This window comes from Pseudarthrobacter sp. IC2-21, from assembly GCF_034048115.1.
Lineage (GTDB): Bacteria > Actinomycetota > Actinomycetes > Actinomycetales > Micrococcaceae > Arthrobacter > Arthrobacter naphthalenicus.
In genome coordinates this window covers 2,056,272-2,073,158 of record NZ_CP139145.1, presented here as the reverse complement: position 1 = coordinate 2,073,158, position 16,887 = coordinate 2,056,272, and the positions used below count along the sequence as shown (strand labels likewise).

At 65.7% G+C, this 16,887-nt stretch carries 15 protein-coding genes; 8 read left to right on the top strand and 7 right to left on the bottom strand.

Features of this window, described 5'->3' with window-relative positions; translation table 11 throughout:
• Positions 1 to 8: 8 nt before the first annotated feature.
• Positions 9 to 473 (bottom strand): GatB/YqeY domain-containing protein, encoded by a 465-nt coding sequence (locus SBP01_RS09545; protein ID WP_320538240.1) that lies wholly within the window; start codon positions 471 to 473, stop codon positions 9 to 11.
• Between the two features lie 116 nt (positions 474 to 589).
• Between SBP01_RS09545 and SBP01_RS09540 the strand changes: the two genes are divergently transcribed.
• From SBP01_RS09540 to SBP01_RS09530, 3 genes are all read left to right on the top strand, one after another.
• The gene (locus tag SBP01_RS09540; protein ID WP_320538239.1) at positions 590 to 1,327 is read left to right on the top strand and encodes a M50 family metallopeptidase; all 738 of its coding nucleotides are present in this window, start codon (positions 590 to 592) and stop codon (positions 1,325 to 1,327) included.
• Positions 1,328 to 1,337: 10 nt separating this feature from the next.
• Complete coding sequence (locus tag SBP01_RS09535) at positions 1,338 to 2,477, top strand: glutathione S-transferase family protein (protein ID WP_320538238.1); 1,140 nt, start codon at positions 1,338 to 1,340, stop codon at positions 2,475 to 2,477.
• Positions 2,478 to 2,610: 133 nt separating this feature from the next.
• Positions 2,611 to 3,660: an FUSC family protein gene (locus SBP01_RS09530; RefSeq protein WP_320538319.1), complete on the top strand. Its 1,050-nt coding sequence runs from the start codon at positions 2,611 to 2,613 to the stop codon at positions 3,658 to 3,660.
• On the opposite strand, the gene SBP01_RS09525 is transcribed toward SBP01_RS09530, so the two are convergent.
• Genes SBP01_RS09525 through SBP01_RS09515 form a run of 3 tightly spaced genes read right to left on the bottom strand, consistent with a single transcriptional unit; the run spans position 3,657 to position 7,282 of the window.
• Positions 3,657 to 4,568: a MaoC family dehydratase gene (locus tag SBP01_RS09525; RefSeq protein ID WP_320538237.1), complete on the bottom strand. Its 912-nt coding sequence runs from the start codon at positions 4,566 to 4,568 to the stop codon at positions 3,657 to 3,659. The two genes, SBP01_RS09530 and SBP01_RS09525, sit on opposite strands and share 4 nt — an antisense overlap.
• Positions 4,565 to 5,905 (bottom strand): 3-oxoacyl-ACP reductase, encoded by a 1,341-nt coding sequence (locus tag SBP01_RS09520; RefSeq protein ID WP_320538236.1) that lies wholly within the window; start codon positions 5,903 to 5,905, stop codon positions 4,565 to 4,567. Before SBP01_RS09520 ends, SBP01_RS09525 begins: the two co-directional genes overlap by 4 nt.
• A 9-nt stretch (positions 5,906 to 5,914) precedes the next feature.
• Positions 5,915 to 7,282 (bottom strand): acetyl-CoA C-acetyltransferase, encoded by a 1,368-nt coding sequence (locus SBP01_RS09515; protein ID WP_275214994.1) that lies wholly within the window; start codon positions 7,280 to 7,282, stop codon positions 5,915 to 5,917.
• 88 nt (positions 7,283 to 7,370) lie between these two features.
• Between SBP01_RS09515 and SBP01_RS09510 the strand changes: the two genes are divergently transcribed.
• Entirely contained in the window at positions 7,371 to 8,051 is a 681-nt protein-coding gene (locus tag SBP01_RS09510; protein ID WP_320538318.1) for a TetR/AcrR family transcriptional regulator, read from the top strand.
• Between the two features lies 1 nt (position 8,052).
• Positions 8,053 to 10,209 (top strand): acyl-CoA dehydrogenase, encoded by a 2,157-nt coding sequence (locus SBP01_RS09505; RefSeq protein ID WP_320538235.1) that lies wholly within the window; start codon positions 8,053 to 8,055, stop codon positions 10,207 to 10,209.
• Positions 10,210 to 10,308: 99 nt separating this feature from the next.
• On the opposite strand, the gene glgA is transcribed toward SBP01_RS09505, so the two are convergent.
• Positions 10,309 to 11,505, bottom strand: a complete 1,197-nt coding sequence (glgA, locus tag SBP01_RS09500; protein WP_275214996.1) for a glycogen synthase — start codon at positions 11,503 to 11,505, stop codon at positions 10,309 to 10,311.
• Between the two features lie 101 nt (positions 11,506 to 11,606).
• Here glgA and glgC point away from each other — a divergent pair, with 101 nt between their 5' ends.
• The 3 genes from glgC (at position 11,607) to SBP01_RS09485 (ending at position 15,066) form a co-directional block, all read left to right on the top strand.
• Positions 11,607 to 13,019, top strand: coding sequence for a glucose-1-phosphate adenylyltransferase (glgC, locus tag SBP01_RS09495; protein ID WP_320538234.1), 1,413 nt, complete (start codon positions 11,607 to 11,609; stop codon positions 13,017 to 13,019).
• A gap of 66 nt (positions 13,020 to 13,085) precedes the next feature.
• Positions 13,086 to 14,549: an SDR family NAD(P)-dependent oxidoreductase gene (locus tag SBP01_RS09490; RefSeq protein WP_320538233.1), complete on the top strand. Its 1,464-nt coding sequence runs from the start codon at positions 13,086 to 13,088 to the stop codon at positions 14,547 to 14,549.
• Positions 14,550 to 14,598: 49 nt separating this feature from the next.
• Positions 14,599 to 15,066, top strand: coding sequence for a pyridoxamine 5'-phosphate oxidase family protein (locus SBP01_RS09485; RefSeq protein ID WP_275215001.1), 468 nt, complete (start codon positions 14,599 to 14,601; stop codon positions 15,064 to 15,066).
• Between the two features lie 18 nt (positions 15,067 to 15,084).
• Here SBP01_RS09485 and SBP01_RS09480 read toward each other — a convergent pair whose 3' ends face one another.
• Both SBP01_RS09480 and SBP01_RS09475 read right to left on the bottom strand, forming a co-directional pair.
• Positions 15,085 to 15,936 carry a transglutaminase family protein gene (locus tag SBP01_RS09480; protein WP_320538232.1) on the bottom strand — a complete coding sequence of 284 codons (852 nt, stop codon included), beginning with the start codon at positions 15,934 to 15,936 and terminating at the stop codon, positions 15,085 to 15,087.
• Complete coding sequence (locus tag SBP01_RS09475) at positions 15,933 to 16,859, bottom strand: alpha-E domain-containing protein (protein WP_275215004.1); 927 nt, start codon at positions 16,857 to 16,859, stop codon at positions 15,933 to 15,935. The genes SBP01_RS09480 and SBP01_RS09475 overlap by 4 nt, the downstream gene beginning before the upstream one ends.
• Positions 16,860 to 16,887 lie beyond the last annotated feature (28 nt).

The following is a 16,887-nucleotide window of genomic DNA, read 5'->3' as shown; positions in this document are numbered from 1 at the left end:
AGCCGGTCTCAGGCCAAACGGCTGCGGACAATCTCGCTGACGGCTTTTCCATCAAAGCGGCCGGCGATCTTCGCGGTTACCGGCTTCATGACGGCTCCCAGCTGGCGCAGACCGGGCTCCACACCTTCGGACCGCAGCCCGGCAATGGTCTCATCAACGATCGCCTCCACTTCGGCGGCCGTCAGCGGGCTGGGCAGGTAGCCCTCAATGACTTCGGCCTCGGCGATCTCCGCGGCGGCCCTTCCGGCCTCGCCGGCGTCCGTGTAGATCTTTGCCGTGTCCCGCCGCTTGGCCGCTTCCTTCTGCAGCAGCGCTGTCACCTGGGCGTCGTCCAGTTCGACGGGCGTTTTGCCCGACTTTTCCCGCGTTTCGATCTCGCCAAGGACGTTGCGCACCGTCGTCAGTGCGGTCTTATTCCGCTCCTTCATGTGGGTCACAACGTCCGCGTGCAGGCGGTCTTTCAGGCTGGTCACAGTCTTCCTCAATTCGTTCAGTGCCCAAGGGCAACAGGACAGCGGTGAACCGTCCCTCTAGTACGGTAGAGGGCTATGGCTGAGAATTACTACCTTCTGTCCGGCAGGCCCCGAATTTGAGTTCCGAAGAACTGTGGCACCGCGTCCTCGAGATCTTTAGCCGGACCGCGGTCCCCCAAGTCACGCTGGCCGAACTCGCCATCGTCTTCGTGCTGGCGACTGCCTTGTCCATCCCGCGGGCCACCTGGAAGTACTTCGGACTCCTTGCGACCGCCACCCACGAACTCGGTCATGCCTTCGCAGCCGTCATGAGCGGACAAAGGCTTGGCGGAATCAAGCTGCAACTGGACCACTCCGGGACCACCACCAGTTACAGCCGGGGCCGGCTGGCAGCTGTGTGGTCAGGATTCTGGGGCTATCCCGTTCCCGCCGTAACCGGTGCTGCCCTGGTGACATCCGGGTTCGGCGGCTGGGGTCCCGCGGCCCTGGCCACCGGAACCCTCATCCTCATAGCATCGCTACTGTTCATCAGGAACTTCGCCGGCATCGTGATTACCGTTACGGCGATCACAGGCGGCGCGCTGCTGGTGATCTTCGTCCCGCACGCCTTCACCGGCCACGTGGCCATCTGCCTCGGGGTGGCCCTGCTGGTCGCCGCGGTCCGCGATCTCGCCAAACTCACCAATGTTCATCTGCGGCGCCGCGACCGGCTGGCCAGTTCCGATGCGTATATTCTGTACCGCGCAACTTCAGTCCCCTCCGGCGTCTGGATTGCAATGTTCCTCGCTGTTGTTGCCGGCTGCTGGCTGGTGGCATGGCAGCCCATATCTTCAATTCTGGCCGCGGGAGCCTAGGCTTGTCCTCATGAGCCAGGAACCAGCGGGCACCCAGCCCGCCCCCACACCCACCGACGACACCACGGACAGCCACCTCGACAATGGTGGAAACCACAGCACCAAAGGCGCCTATGTAACCGGTGGCGCGGAGTTCAACCGCGACACCAACTACATCGAGGACCGGATCACGAAGGACGGCCGCCCGGGTGAGAATGGCGAACCTGGCTGGCCGGTGGAGCCGGGCCGCTACCGGCTCATCGCCGCACGGGCCTGCCCGTGGGCGAACCGGACGGTAATTGTGCGCCGGCTGTTGGGCCTGGAGGAAGCCATATCCCTCGGCCAGCCCGGGCCCACCCACGATGCGCGGTCGTGGACCTTTGACCTGGATCCGGGCGGCGTGGACCCCGTACTGGGCATTGAACGCCTTCAGAGTGCCTACTTCCGGCGGTTCCCGGATTATCCCCGGGGCATTACCGTGCCGGCCATTGTGGAGGTGGCCAGCGGCGAAGTGGTCACGAACAACTTCCCGCAGATCACCCTGGACTTCGCGACCGAATGGAAGCAGTTCCACCGGCCCGGCGCCCCGGACCTCTACCCCGAGCACCTCCGTCAGGAAATTGACACGGTCAACAAGCGAGTCTTCACCGAAGTCAACAACGGGGTTTACCGTTGCGGATTTGCCGGGTCCCAGGAGGCGTACGACTCTGCCTATGCGCGGCTCTGGACCGCACTGGACTGGCTGGAGGAACGCCTGACGGGCCAGCGGTACCTGGTCGGTGACACCATCACCGAGGCCGACGTCCGGCTCTTCACCACCCTCGCCCGCTTCGATGCCGTCTACCACGGCCACTTCAAGTGCAACCGGCAGAAACTCACCGAAATGCCCGCACTTTGGGGCTACGCGCGCGATCTGTTTCAGACGCCCGGATTCGGCGACACCATCGATTTTGTCCAGATCAAACAGCACTACTACATCGTTCACGAGGACATCAACCCCACAGGAATCGTGCCGCAGGGCCCGGACCTGTCCAACTGGTTGGAGCCCCACGGCAGGGAAGCACTGGGCGGCAGGCCCTTCGGCGACGGCACTCCCCCGGGTCCCGTGCGGCCCGGCGAGGAGGTCGCGCCGGGCCATGGTGCCTCTGCAGACCCGGAAGGGATTTCCTGAAGGCCGCGAACAGCCGGCGGTCCCCGGCTCCTTGTACCGGCGCACGGCGGGGCCTAACGTGGGCGTGATGGGCGATACACGCACGGGGCCGGACCGGCCGCGATCGAAAGGGACCCGGCTGCTGCGAAACGCCATTGCCGGTCTCTCCACTGCCTTCACCCTCCAGCGCCTGCAGCTGGCGGCAAAGTCAGCGCTGGCAGCCGGCGTGGCCTTCGCCATAGCACCGCTGATGCCCGGCTCCGCCGCCGAGTATCCCTACTACGCCCCCCTGGGCGCTCTGGTGGCGATGTACCACAATGTTGCCGGATCAGTCCGGCAGGGCCTTCAAACGCTGGTCGGGCTGGCCATCGGCATCGGGCTGGCCTTTGTCCTGGTCAGCATCAGTGATCCGTCGCCGCTTGCCGTGGCTGTTTTCATGGGCATAGGAGTCCTGCTGGGCGGCCTGCCCCGGATTGGCTCCGGCAGTGATTGGATCCCGACGGCGGCGCTACTGGTGCTCTTGGTGGGCGGAAGCAATGCGGACTCCTTTTCCTTCGGCTACCTCATCCAGATGGGCGCCGGAGTGGCCGTTGGCATTGCCGTCAATTTCCTTGTCTTTCCGCCACTGCACTTTGCTGCCGCCGCCAACAGCCTGGGCCAACTCCGGCTGGCACTGGGCAGGCAGCTGACCGACATGGCGGCGGCCCTGACGGAACAATGGCCGCCCGAGCATGAGGACTGGTCCCGCCGCTCCGACGAGCTGGCGGAAGCGGCACGGACGGTTCGCCATCTTGTGCAGGAGGCTGATGAAAGCCGGCGGGCCAATCCGCGCCGGCGGTTCCATCCGCGGGACCTGGACCTCGATTACCGTAACCTGCGCGATCTCGAACGGGTCACGTTCCACATCCAGGACATGACCGAAGTCCTCTCCGATGTCATCTGGGCTGACGACGTTCCCTACGAGGTGCCCTTCGAGGACAGCAAACCGCTGGCCGCAGCGCTGGACAGCACGGGACAACTGCTGGCCTCGTTCCACCATGACGACGAGCCGGAGCAGCGGCGCCTCTTCGCTGCGGCGAAGTCTGCAGTGGAGGCTTGTATGGCCGGGTCCGACGGGAGCAGCACTGACGGCGCCGTGACGGCGTCCGAATCCATCCTCCTGAGCCTGCACCGCATTCTCCGCGCCGTTCGTCCAGCCGCTTAGAGTGGCGCCACGGAACCCCTGAAATGCTTGCGGCCGGAGCGGGGGTTCCATGCCACATAGCCGGACCGTTCCCACCCTCCGCCCGGCGCCTGGCCGGTGGTGATTTCCAGCGCAACCCGCCCGGGCAGATAGACGGGCGCATCGAAGGTCACGTCCCAGCCGAACGACTCGCCCTTCACCGGCCCCACGTCGGCGAGGGCCCTGGATGCCAGGTACATCCCGTGCGCGATGGAGCGCCGCATGCCCAGGGCCTTGGCCGACAGCGCGCTCAGGTGGATCGGATTGAAGTCACCCGAAACGGCCGCGTACGCCCGTCCTGTTTCCACCCCGAGGTCCCACACCGCCGTCGGGTGCGGCGGCGCAAAATCGGGCCGGCCGTTCTGGGGTGACGGTACGTCGATGCCTGGCAGGAACACTCCTTTGGCGAGGTAGGTCGAGCGGCCCGTCCAGCGGATGTCCGGCCTACCGGCACTCCTGATCTCGGCGATGACGTCCAGTTGGGTCCCGGCCCGGTGCCCGCGCAGGTTCTCCACCCTGGCGCTGATGTCGAGGAGATCTGTGAAGATCACGGGCGAGCGTTGCTCGATGTAATTGCTCAAGTGGACCATCCCCAGCAGCGGCAAGGGGAAATCGTCCCGGTTCATCACGCTCATGGCCAGCGGGAAAGCAAGCGCGTGGAGGTAGCCGGCGGGCAGCGTATCCCGCGCGGTCAGACCGATCAGGTGCTGGTAGGCGGTCAAATTTGCGACGTCGGCCCTGACACCGCGTACCTCATGGCCGGTTTCCGGGAGGGTTGAGGTGCCATGCGTCCCCAGGATGCGGCGGCGCGCCGCCTGCGCGGCGGCATTGACATACAGTTTCGAAAGAGAGGGCACCTCCCCCAGGATCACCGGCTGCGCGGCACTCACGCTCCCACCAGGTTCTGTCCGCAGACCCGCAGGATGTCACCGTTGATGCCGCCCGCGGCATCGCTGGCCAGGAAGGCGATGGCCTCGCCCACGTCGGAGGGCAGCCCGCCTTGCTGCAGGGCGTTGAGCCGCCGGCCCACCTCCCTGATGGCAAAGGGAATCCGTGCGGTCATCTCCGTTTCGATAAAGCCGGGTGCTACTGCATTGATGGTGCCGCCCCGGGCAGCCAGCAACGGCGCAGTGGCGCGAACCATTCCCATCACGCCACCCTTGGAGGCGGCGTAGTTGGTCTGGCCGCGGTTGCCTGCGATGCCGCTGGTGGACGCCACTGAGACGATCCGGGGTGCACCACGGAACTGGTCCGAGGCCAGCAGGGCTTCATTGATCCTGAGCTGCGCGCCGATGTTGATGTTCAGGACAGCGTTCCACCGCGCGTGGTCCATGTTGGCGAGGAGTTTGTCCCGGGTGATGCCGGCGTTGTGAACCACGATGTCGAGGCGCCCGTGCCGCTGCAGGGTGTGCTCGAGGATGCGCTGACCCGCGTCCACATGGCTGATATCCAGCTGCAAAGCGGTGCCGTGTACCTCGTTGGCGACGGCGGCAAGGTGGTCTCCGGCCGCCGGGATGTCCACAAGCACCAGGGTGGCTCCGTCGCGGTGCAGCGTCCGCGCGATGGCGGCGCCGATGCCGCGTGCCGCCCCGGTAACCACAGCCACCTTTCCGGCGAGCGGCTGGTCGGGATCGGCCGGGAGAACGCCGTTCGCGCTGCTGACTGTCAGGAACTGGCCGTCGACGAATGCCGAGCGCCCGGACAGGAAGAACCGAAGCGCCCCGAGGGTGCTCGGACTGGTGCTTTGTGCCTCGTCCGCCAAAAGAATGCCGTTTGCCGTTGCGCCCGCCCGGAGTTCTTTGGCCAGGGACCGCACGAAGCCGTCCACCCCCTGCCGGGCCGCCGCCTCGGCCGGACTGCCGGCTTCTGCGGTTGGCCGCGAAAGGGTAATGAACCGGGCACTCGGCCCGAGGTCCCGGAGTGAGGCCGCCGCCGACAGCACCGGCTTTTCAAGGTCTGCGGGCGCGGCCAGCCCGTCCAGGACAAGAATGATGGCACCTAATTTTTCGCCGGGCACCGCGTGCCGGCGCACGTCCAGGTTCCACGACAGCAGCGTAGTGGCCAACTCGTCAGCCCCCGGGGTACTCCCCTGGACCAGGACAGGCCCGTTGACGAGGGCCTGGCCCGGGGTGTAGCGGCGCAACACCGCGGGCTGCGGCAAGCCGAGCCGCTTGGCAAGGTCTTTACCCAGTCCCTGGCTGACCAGCCGGGTATATGTGTCAGTCATTCGGTACTCCTACGCTGCTTCGAGAATTGCGACGACGCCCTGTCCGCCGGCGGCGCAGATGGAAATGAGGCCGCGTGCCGGCCTGCCGTTCACCCTGCCTCTGGTGTGCAGCATCTTGGCGAGGGACGCGACGATGCGCCCGCCGGTGGCGGCAAACGGGTGGCCCGCCGCGAGGGAGGAGCCGTTCACGTTCAGTTTGGCGCGGTCGATGCTGCCGAAGGCGCCATCGAGGCCCAGCCGGGTGCGGCCGAATTCCTCGTCTTCCCAGGCTGCCAGCGTGCTCAGGACCGTTCCGGCGAAAGCTTCGTGGATCTCGAAGAAATCGAAGTCCTCAAGGGTCAGCCCGTTCCGGGCGAGAAGGCGCGGCACCGCGAACGCCGGCGCCATCAGCAGGCCGTCCTTGCCGTGAACGAAGTCCACCGCCGCGGCTTCCCCGTCCACCACCGTTGCGAGCATGGGGAGGTCATGTGCCCGGGCCCATTCCTCTGATGCCAGCAGGACCGTTGATGCCCCGTCCGTCAGCGGAGTGGAGTTGCCGGCGGTCATGGTGGCCTCGGCGCCCAGGCTCTTCCCGAAGACCGGCTTGAGCGTGGACAGCTTTTCCAGCGTGGTGTCTGCCCGCAGGTTTGAATCCTTCGCGAGCCCCCGGTACGGGGTCAGGAGGTCGTCGAAGAACCCGGCGTCGTAGGCGGCAGCCAGGTTGCGGTGGCTGTTGAAAGCCAGCTCGTCCTGGGCCTCCCGTGAGATGTTCCACTGGGCGGTGGTGAGGGCCTGATGTTCACCCATGGACAATCCTGTCCGCGGCTCTCCGGTGTTGGGCGCATCCGGAGCCAGGTCCTTGGGCCGTATCCTGCTGAGCACCTGCAGCCGCTGCGGAAGGGTCTTGGCGCGGTTGAGGTCCAAGAGCACTGCCCGCAGGCCTTCGCTCACCGCAATGGGAGCATCGGAGGCCGAGTCAACGCCGCCGGCGATTGCAGAGTCGATCTGGCCCAGCTTGATCTTGTTGGCCAGACCCAGCACGGTTTCCAGGCCTGTGGCGCAGGCCTGCTGGAGATCGTAGGCGGGCGTCTCCGCCGACAACGCCGAACCCAGGACCGCTTCACGGGTGAGGTTGAAATCCCGGGAGTGTTTCAGAACGGCGCCGGCGGCAACTTCACCGATCCGCTCGTCCTGGAGTCCGAACCGGGCAATCAGGCCGTCCAGCGCCGCAGTCAGCATGTCCTGGTTGGAGGACTTGGTATAGGCCCCGCCGGAACGGGCAAAGGGAATCCGGTTGCCGCCCACGATCACGGCCCGCCGCACCGAGGGCGTTCCGCCCGTTGCCGCGGGGCTGCTGGATTCCTGGGGTCCGGTGGCGGACTGTCCGTTGACGGACATGGGTGTCTCCTCTGATCTGCGACGGTTATCGATACCCAGCGTACCTGATACGCTGGGTATCGTGAACAAGCTCCCCACGGACCCGACGATGCCTACTGCCGGCTCAAGCGCCGACGGCCGTTCCGCCCGCTGGCAGACCCACCGGGAGGAACGCCGGCGCGAACTTATCAAGGCCGCCCGGCGGGCAGTCCATGCACTGGGCAGCGACGCTTCCATGGAGGAGATCGCCGCCGCCGCAGGCACCTCGAAATCGGTCTTCTACCGGTACTTTGGCGACAAGGCGGGTCTGCAGCATGCGGTTGGTGAAGTGGTCCTCAGCCAGATGCAGCGCAAGATCCGCGAGGCGGCACAGGCTGCCCAGACGCCCAGGGAGGGCCTTTTGGCCATGATCTCGGCGTACCTCCAGATGGCCGAAACCAGCCCGAATGTGTACACCTTCGTCACCCGGTATGCACCGGTGGATCCCGGCAGCCAACAGGGTCCGGCGGCGATTTCCGGGGCCCTGGGCCACTTTTTCGACTCCATCGCCGAAATGATCGCCGCCCCGATGCGGGCGCATCTGGGCGACGGCCGCGCAGCTGTGCTCGGCTACTGGCCCACCGCAGCCATCGGCCTGGTGCGCAGTGCCGGGGAACAGTGGCTCAGCACTCCTGAATCCGGAGACAAGCCGGACCAGGCAACCATGGCCCGGCAAATTACTGCATGGCTGTGTGTGGGGATAGCCCCGGAACTTCTTGAAACACCTGTCAGAACCAACGAAGGACATTGACATGACCGAAGTAGTAGACCGCAGCGGCGGCTCCGGCAGAACCGTCAACACCAAAACCGGCCCGAATGCCGGGACCACCAGCGGCACCGGCACCTCTGCCGGGTCCCGCGGCGGCGCGCAGCCCGCCGTGGACGTTGCGGCCCTCGGCGAGCAGCTCCTGGGCAAGTGGGCTGACGTCCGCCGGCAGTCACGCGGGCTCGCGGGTGAGCCGGAACTGCATAAGACGGAGGGCCTCACGCACACCGAACACCGCACCCGCGTCTTCGGACAGCTGAAGTACCTGGTGGACCACAACGCCGTGCACCGGGCGTTCCCGGCGGAGCTGAACGGTGCGGATGACCATGGCGGCAACGTTGCCGGCTTTGAGGAACTGGTCACTGCGGACCCGTCCCTGCAGATCAAGGCCGGCGTCCAGTGGGGCCTCTTCGGCTCAGCCGTGATGCACCTCGGAACGGCGGAGCACCACGCCAAGTGGCTGCCGGGCATCATGAGCCTGGAGATTCCCGGGTGCTTTGCCATGACCGAAACCGGGCACGGATCCGATGTCGCCAGCATTGCCACGACGGCGACCTTCGACGAAGCGACCGGGGAATTTGTCATCCACACCCCGTTCCGGGCCGCCTGGAAGGACTACATCGGCAATGCGGCCAATGACGGGCTGGGTGCGGTGGTTTTCGCCCAACTCGTCACCAAGGGCGTGAACCACGGGGTCCATGCGTTCTACGTTGACCTGCGGGATCCCGACACCAAGGAATTCCTGCCCGGCATCGGCGGGGAGGACGACGGCGTCAAGGGCGGCCTCAACGGAATTGACAATGGCCGGCTGCACTTCAACAACGTCCGCATTCCCCGGACCAACCTCCTGAACCGCTACGGCGATGTCACGGCTGACGGCACCTACAGCTCTCCGATTGCCAGTCCCGGCCGGCGCTTTTTCACCATGCTCGGCACCCTCGTCCAGGGGCGGGTCTCCCTGGACGGGGCCGCCGTCGCAGTGTCGAAGATTGCCCTTGCCGCTGCCATCCGCTACGCCACCGAACGCCGGCAGTTCAACGCGTCCTCCCACACGGACGAAGAAGTCCTGCTGGACTACCAGCGCCACCAGCGCAGGCTGTTCACGAGGCTGGCCACCACTTATGCCGCAGGTTTCGCCCACGAGCAGCTGCTGCAGAAGTTCGACGACGTCTTTTCCGGCGCCCATGACACCGATGAGGACCGCCAGGATCTGGAGACGCTGGCGGCAGCACTGAAGCCGCTCAGCACCTGGCATGCCCTGGACACGCTGCAGGAATGCCGTGAGGCCTGCGGGGGGGCCGGCTTCCTGATCGAAAACCGCTTCGCGTCACTGCGTGCGGACATGGACGTCTACGTCACGTTCGAAGGCGACAACACGGTACTTCTCCAGCTCGTGGCCAAGCGACTCCTGGCGGACTACGCCAAGGAGTTCCGCAATGTCGACTTCGGCGTGCTGGCCCGGTATGTAGTCACCCAGGCAACGGGGGTGGCGATCCACCGCACCGGCCTGCGCCAGGTGGCGCAGTTCGTCGCCGACACAGGGTCCGTGCAGAAGGCCGCCCTCGCGCTCCGTGACGAGGAAGGCCAGCGCGCGCTCCTCACAGACCGTGTCCAGACCATGGTGTCCGAAGTCGGTGCCGCCCTGAAGGGTGCCGGCAAGCTTCCGCTTGAGAAGGGTGCAGCCCTTTTCAACCAACATCAGAACGAGCTGATCGACGCAGCCCAGGCGCACGCGGAACTCCTCCAGTGGGAGGCTTTCACGGACGCCTTGCGTGAGGTCAGCGACCCCGGGACCAAGGTGGTGCTGACCTGGCTCCGGGACCTGTTCGGCCTCTCCCTGATCGAGAAGAACCTGGCCTGGTACCTCATGAACGGCCGGCTTTCCATGCAGCGCGCGCGGACAGTGGGCGACTACATCAACCGGCTCCTGGTCAAGATCCGGCCGCATGCCCTGGACCTGGTGGATGCTTTCGGCTACGGGGAGGAACACATCCGGGCGGCCATCGCCACCGGTGACGAAAAGACGCGGCAGGACGAGGCACGGGCCCATTACCGGGCGCAGCGCGCCAGCGGAAACGCGCCTGTTGACGAGAAGCTGCTGCTGGCACGGACGGCGATCGCCGCCCGCGGCCGGCGGAACTGACCGCGGCAGATCCTCCAGCGAGTCAATGCACGACGGCGCCGCTCCCCTTTGGTGGGAACGGCGCCGTCGTGCGTTCTCTCTCTCGGTTACTGCCGCGCGTTAGGAGAGCACGGAACGGTAGACCTCGAGGGTGGTCTCCGTGATGGACTCCCAGGAGAAGTGCTCCTCGGCACGGCGGCGGCCTGCCTGCCCCATGGCCCGGGCCCTTTCGGGGTCCGACACAACCTCGGTCAGGGCCGCGGCGAACTCGGTCACGAACTTCTCCGGGTCCAGCGGCGTTCCGGTGCCGTCGGTGACCTGCTCCAGGTCCACCAGGAGGCCCGTCTCACCGTGCTGGACCACCTCAGGGATGCCGCCGGTGGCGCTGGCCACCACGGCCGCCCCGCACGCCATGGCTTCCAGGTTCACGATGCCGAGCGGCTCGTAGATCGACGGGCAGGCGAAGGCGGTGGCGTGGCTGAGGACCTGGATCAGCTCGTGGCGCGGCAGCATCCGTTCGATGAGGATGACGCCGGTCCGCTGCCGCTGCAGCTCCTCAATGAGGCGGGCTGTCTCCGCCGCCAGCTCAGGGGTGTCCGCTGCGCCCAGGCACAGGACCAGCTGCACATCGGCGGGCAACTTGGCGGCCGCACGCAGCAGGTACGGGACGCCCTTCTGGCGCGTGTTCCGGCCTACAAACACGACGCTCGGTTTCTGCGGGTCGATGCCGAGTGCGCGCACCGCGTCCTCGCCTTCATCACGCTGCCACAGATCGACGTCGATGCCGTTGTGGACCACCCTGACCTTGGCGGGATCAACCTCCGGGTAGCTGCGCAGGATGTCCTGGCGCATTCCTTCCGAGACGGCGATGATTGCCGCCGCGGCCTCGTAAGCGGTTTTTTCCACCCAGGAGGACAGTGCATAGCCGCCACCAAGCTGCTCAGCTTTCCAAGGGCGGAGGGGCTCCAGGCTGTGTGCGCTGAGAACGTGCGGGATGCCGTGCAGCAGTGAGGCCAGGTGCCCCGCCATGTTCGCGTACCAGGTATGGGAATGGACCAGATCGGCCCCCTCGATGTCCGGCACGATGCGCAGGTCCACGCCCAGGGTCTGCACGGCCGGGTTGGCCGAACCGAGGTCCTCGGGCACGGCATAGGAGGTCACCCCGGCACCGTGGTAATCAGCGTCGCGGGGCGCCCCAAAGGCTCGAACCTGCAGGTCAACGTGCTTACTAAGCACCCTGCTCAACTCGGCCACGTGGACTCCGGCGCCACCGTAGATTTCCGGCGGGAACTCTTTAGTCACAATGTCTATTCGCACGTTACCCAAGGTAGTCGTTCCGCCGTATCTGTTCTAGTGTGAAGGAGTCCGGGCATGCCGGATTGTTTGGGGAGTTACGAAGGCGTACAGGAGCGACCACTATGCCGATAAACAAAAAAGTCCTGGCCATTGTCCTTGCAGGTGGCGAGGGAAACAGGCTTATGCCACTGACGGCGGACCGGGCCAAACCTGCTGTGCCTTTCGCGGGCAGTTACCGCCTCATCGATTTTGCGATTTCCAACCTGGTGAATTCGCGCTATTTGCAAATCGTTGTCCTTACACAATATAAATCCCACAGTCTTGACCGGCATATCTCCGAAGCGTGGCGCATGTCCACCCAGCTGGGCAACTATGTGGCTTCCGTTCCCGCGCAGCAGCGCGTCGGGAAGAGCTGGTTCCTGGGCAGCGCCAACGCCATCTACCAGTCCCTGAACCTGATCCACGACGCCAACCCCGACATCGTCGTCGTTGTTGGCGCGGACCATGTGTATCGGATGGACTTCGGCCAAATGGTGGAGCAGCACGTCCTCAGCGGAGCCAAAGCCACTGTTGCCGCGGTGCGGCAGCCACTGAGCATGGCCAATCAGTTCGGTGTGATCGAGGTGGACCAGAACGACGCCCAGAAGATTGCGGCGTTCGTGGAGAAGCCCGCCACCACACCCGGCCTCGCTGCCGACCCCAGCCAATTCCTGGCCTCCATGGGCAACTACGTTTTCGACGCCGACGCCCTGGTGGCGGCCTTGCACGTGGACGCCGAACGCCTTGACACCAAACATGACATGGGCGGCGACATCATCCCCTACTTCGTCAGCCAGGGCGAGGCGGGCGTCTATGACTTCACACTTAACGACATCCCCGGCTCCACCGAACGTGACCGCACCTATTGGCGCGACGTCGGCACCATTGACTCCTTCTACGACGCGCACATGGATCTCATCTCGCCGGTGCCGATCTTCAATCTGTACAACTCTGAATGGCCCATCTACACGAGGCAAAGCATTTCGCCACCGGCCAAGTTCGTCCGCGGCGAGGGAAACACGGTCGGTTCGGCCCTGGACTCGATTGTTGCGAGCGGCTGCGTGATTTCGGGTGGCATCGTGGAGGGTTCCGTGCTTTCCAACGACGTCTTTGTCGGCCGGTCCAGCCGGGTGCTCGACTCTGTGCTGATGGACAAGGTCAACGTCGGTGAAGAGGCCGTCGTAAAGCGCGCGATCATCGACAAGAACGTCAAGGTCCCGGCCGGCGCTGCGATCGGCCTTGACCATGACCTCGACCGGGCCCGCGGCTTCAAGGTCACGGACTCAGGCATCACCGTGCTGTCAAAAGGTCAGTTCGTCCCCGAGCCGGAAGAGGCGGAGCGCGCACTGGCAGCGGCCAACCTGATCATCGTGCCTGACGCGGTACGGGCAGCAACGGAAAGATGGTCCGAGCTGCGCGATTCCGTGGACAAGGTGGCAGAGGTGCAGGCTGCCGCCGTCGGCGTCTCAGCGCAGGGCCACCCAACCAAGTCCTAGCACCATCCGGAAGCCCGGCCCGTCCGCCGTTGGGCCGGGCTTCCGGCAGGCTGTAAAATTGGCCCAATGAGCTCCCCCGATCTGTCAGCCGGGCTGACGCCTGAGGAAATTCAGGCCTGCCTCAAGGTTCTGAACACCATCCACGTCTACGACGAGGAACACCCGGACTACGTTTCCGTGCGCCGGGCCACCGGGAAAATGTTCAAGGCCGTCAAGCGCCACCGCCGGGTCACCAAGCGCGACCTCATCTCAGAAGCCGACCGGGAAGTCCTTGCCCGGACAGCCACGGCCGCGCCCGACCGCATCGATGACGAGACCCGCGGAAACAAGCTGGCCAGCTCGGCGACAGGCGAAGTTGCCGGCCACCTGATCCGGTCCCGGCCCTGCTACATCTGCAAACAGCACTACACCCAGGTGGACGCCTTCTACCATCAGCTCTGCCCTGAGTGCGCTGCTTTCAACCACGGCAAGCGGGACGCCCGGACCGATCTCACCGGCCGGCGTGCGCTGCTCACCGGCGGACGCGCCAAGATCGGCATGTACATTGCCCTGCGGCTGCTGCGGGACGGCGCGCACACCACCATCACCACCAGGTTCCCCAAGGACGCCGCGCGCCGTTTCGCCGCCATGGAGGACAGCAGCGACTGGCTGCACCGGCTTCGGATTGTAGGCATCGACCTGCGCGACCCCTCCCAGGTCATGGCGCTGACCGATTCCCTGAACGCCGCCGGCCCGCTGGACATCATCATCAACAACGCGGCCCAGACGGTGCGGCGCTCCGGCAATGCCTACAAACCGCTGGTGGACGCCGAAGACGAACCGCTCCCCGCCGAACTCGAGCCTGCCAACGGCGGCCCGGAACTGCTGACGTTTGGCCACGCGCACGACAAACACCCGCTCGCCCTGGCCGGCAGCGTAACCGACCATCCGGTCCTGGCCGGCGACGCCATCACCTCGCTGGCCCTGTCCACGGGCTCGGCGTCGTTGGAGCGCATCGCGTCAGGCACCGCGATTGACGCCGGCGGCCTGGTTCCGGACCTGGCAAGCATCAACAGCTGGACCCAGGTGGTGGATGAGGTGGATCCGCTGGAGATGCTCGAGGTCCAGCTCTGCAACGTCACAGCCCCGTTCCTGCTGGTCAGCAGGCTCCGTGAGGCCATGAAACGGTCCACAGCGCACCGGAAGTACATCGTGAACGTCTCGGCCATGGAGGGCCAGTTCTCCCGCGCGTACAAAGGCCCTGGGCATCCGCATACCAACATGGCAAAGGCGGCCCTGAACATGATGACCCGGACCAGCGCCAAGGAAATGCTGGACGCTGATGGCATCCTGATGACGGCCGTGGACACCGGGTGGATCACCGACGAGCGCCCGCATTTTACCAAGGTGCGGCTGATGGAAGAGGGCTTCCACGCTCCGCTGGACCTGGTGGACGGGGCCGCCAGGGTCTACGACCCTATCGTGATGGGCGAGAACGGCGAGGACCAGTACGGGGTCTTCCTGAAGGATTACAAGCCCAGCCCCTGGTAGGCAGAAGGGCACTGTGCTGACGAGGTCCGCACAGCGTAGGCTCGGCTTCATGACTAGCGAACCAATTACCGAAGTCCACAACCTGGAACACCATGAATGCTGGGAACTCCTCCGGACAGTCTCCGTGGGCCGGCTCGCGGTCCTTGTGGACGGTCATCCGGACATCTTCCCCATCAACTACACGGTGGACGGGGGAACGATCGTCTTCCGCACGGGCCAGGGGACCAAGCTGGCGGCGGCATCCGGAGGTTCCCGCGTGGCAGTCGAAGCCGACGGCGTGGATGCCGTCACCGGGCTCGCCTGGAGTGTGGTCCTCAAAGGGCCCGCGGCCGCCATCAAGGGCACCGAAGGCGTCCTGGATACGGCCGCACTGTACCTGTTCCCGTGGCAGGCAGGTAAGAAGGACACCTTCATCCGGGTCAGCCCGGACGTCCTGACGGGCCGCCGGTTCAAGGTCACCGCGCCGATGACCTGGTGGACGCAGCTCAGCGGAGCGGCCAAGGCCTCGCCTGAGTGATCAGCGGAGCCGCCCTGCCTACGCCAGGCGGGTGATTTCCACGCTGACGCTCAGCGCCGACCCGCCGCCGCCGGAGAGGATTCCCTTCAGCGGCGGCACGTCGCGGTAGTCACGGCCCCTGGCCACCGTCACGTGGAAATCCCCCGCCGGCTTGTGGTTGGTGGGGTCCCAGCTGCGCCAGGCCCCGTCCCAGAACTCGAGCCATGCGTGCGACTGGCCCGCGACGGTCTCGCCGATCGCCGCCGTCGATCTCGGGTGCAGGTAGCCGGAGACGTACCGGGCCGGGATCCCGCAGCTGCGCAGTGCGCCGATGGCGAGGTGGGCGAGGTCCTGGCAGACGCCCTGCCGCTGCCCCCAGGCCTCTTCCGCGTTGGTGGTGACAGCGGTGGAACCGGACATGTAGGTCATCTCCCCGCGCATCCATTCGAAGACGGCCATCGCAGCCTCATGCGGGTTCTTGCCTTCAACAACGCCCGGAATGATTCCCAGGACTTCGTCACCCGGCCGGCTCAGCTGGGACTGGGGCAGCCAATCGCTGAACCCGTTCAACGTTTCCTCTGATGCCAGGACATCCCAGCCGACAATGTCCGCCTCTGCGGGGATCTTTTCTGCCCGGTACACCTCGACGGTGATGTTGGAAACCACCTCGAGATGCTCGTGCGGCATCTGCATGTCGAACGCCGTGACCCTGGTGCCCCAGTAGTCCCGGTAGGTGCTGACCGCAGCCTGCGAGGGAGACACTTTGAGCACGGACTCCAGAACCACCTGCTGGGCGTCCGTCAGGGGTGTCATGCGGGCCTCGTTGTACGACAGCGTGACGCGCTTGTTGTACTTGTAGGCCGTGGTGTGGATGATGCTCAGCCGGGTCATGAAACTTCTCCCACCCAGGCCAGCTCGTCCGCCTGATTGAAGTATTTACGGGAAATGGCGTCCGACGCCTGGGCCACGGCCTTCTGCACGCGTTCCATGTGCTCGGGCAGTTCGGACATCAGGTCGTCCGTGCGGTGGAACTCAAGGAAGGTGCGGGCCTGGCCCACGATGCGGCGGGCGTCGTTGATGAAGCCCACGCGCTGCGCGGACGGATCCAGCTTCGCGAGGCACTCATCGGCGTCACGCAGGGCGTAAACAATCGAACGCGGGAACAGCCGGTCCAGCAGCAGGAACTCGGCCGCATGCTGGTCACCGAAGGCGGCCCTCCGGGTGCGCAGGAAGGATTCATAGGCCCCGGCGCACCGCAGCATGTTCACCCAGGACATGCCCGCGGACAGGACATCGCGGGTGGAGAGCATCCGGGCGGTCATGTCCGCGCGCTCCAGGGACCGGCCGAGCACCAGGAACAGCCAGCTCTCGTCATGGCTCACCGTGGTGTCGGCCAGGCCGCTGACCATGGCGGTCCGTTCCAGCGTCCAGTTACAGAACCGGTAGGTCCCCACCACGTCCTTGCGGTGCTGGCTCAGCCCGTAGTACGTGGTGTTCAGGCTCTCCCACAGGCCGGAGGATACGGTCTCGCGGGCGCGCCGTGCGTTTTCCCGGGCTGCGCCCAAAGACCCCGCAATGGAGGTGGCGCTGGTTTTGTCGTACGCCAGGGCGTGCAGCAGCTCCGGCAGGCCGAAGTCTTCACTCTGCGGCCGGGCGCCCATCACCGCGAGCAGTTCCTGGGCCACCCGGCGGCGCTCCTCCATGGGCAGGTGGTTGAGGCGTTCGAGGTGCACGTCCAGGATGCGCGCGGTACCGTCGGCGCGCTCAACATACCGTCCGATCCAAAAAAGGGACTCAGCAATACGGCTAAGCATTCGCGGCTACCTCCTGGGCGTCCGAAAT